Genomic DNA, 1,130 nt, shown 5'->3' with positions numbered 1-1,130 from the left:
CCCGCCCTTCGGGCGGACGACGCTACTTTCGAAACACGCCCTAGCTGTATTGATCACGAGCGTTGTTGACACTCGGCAGGTCTTGAACATGACGAAGACCTCCGATGTGGTGGAGCTGTCTAGGACTGCACCACACGGAGGTCTTCGTGTCCCACCGTAATGCCCGGCTGACCGTTCACGGCAGGCGGATCCTGGTCGAACGAGTCCTTGCGGGCCGTCCGGTCGCCCACATCGCCGCGGAGATGGGCATATCGCGGCCCACCGCCCATAAATGGGTCCGCAGGTGGCGGGCCGAGGGCGACGCCGGCCTGCACGACCGCTCCAGCCGTCCGCACTCGACGCCGCACCGCACGGCCCCCGACACGGAAGCCGCCGTCTGTGATCTGCGGCAGGCCCGCAAACTCGGCCCGGCCCGCATCGGCCCGATCCTGGGGCTGCCCGCCTCCACGGTCCACCGGATCCTTACTCGCCACGGCCTGAACCGGCTGGCCTGGCTGGACCGGCCGACCGGAGAGCCGATCCGCCGCTACGAGCGCGGCCGCCCTGGCGAGCTGGTCCACGTCGACATCAAGAAACTCGGCAACATCCCCGACGGCGGCGGCTGGCGCACCGTCGGCCGCACAGCCGGCGACCACAACCGCCAGGCCACCACCGACCAGCGCAAGAGCTGCAAACCAGTGATCGGCTACAGCTACATCCACTCCGCCGTCGACGACCACTCCCGCCTCGCCTACAGCGAAGTCCTCACCAACGAAAGGCAGGAAACCGCAGCCGGATTCTGGCAGCGGGCCCAAGCGTTCTTCACCGCCCACGGCTTCACCGTCGAACGCGTCCTGACCGACAACGGCTCCTGCTACAAATCCAGGCTCTTCACCCAGACCCTGGCCGCGGCCGGCATCACCCACAAGAAGATCAGGCCCTACCGACCGCAGACCAACGGCAAGGTCGAGCGCTTCAACCGCACCCTGCTGGACGAGTGGGCCTACCTACGGCCCTACACCACCAACACCGAACGAACCCAAGCCCTGGCAGACTTCCTCCACACCTACAACCACCACCGCTGCCACACCGCACTCGGAGGCCAGCCCCCGATCAGCCGAGTGAACAACGCTCCGGGTCAATACACCTAG

At 66.9% G+C, this 1,130-nt stretch carries 1 protein-coding gene; it reads left to right on the top strand.

What is annotated here, in order from left to right:
* Positions 1 to 146: 146 nt before the first annotated feature.
* Positions 147 to 1,130 (top strand): IS481 family transposase, encoded by a 984-nt coding sequence (locus tag JGS39_RS39600; protein ID WP_219574600.1) that lies wholly within the window; start codon positions 147 to 149, stop codon positions 1,128 to 1,130.

The sequence above is a fragment of the Streptomyces poriferorum genome (assembly GCF_019399235.1).
Classification (GTDB): Bacteria; Actinomycetota; Actinomycetes; order Streptomycetales; family Streptomycetaceae; genus Streptomyces; species Streptomyces poriferorum.
The sequence above is the reverse complement of the archived record's forward strand: the minus strand, read 5'-3'. Positions and strand labels throughout refer to the sequence as shown.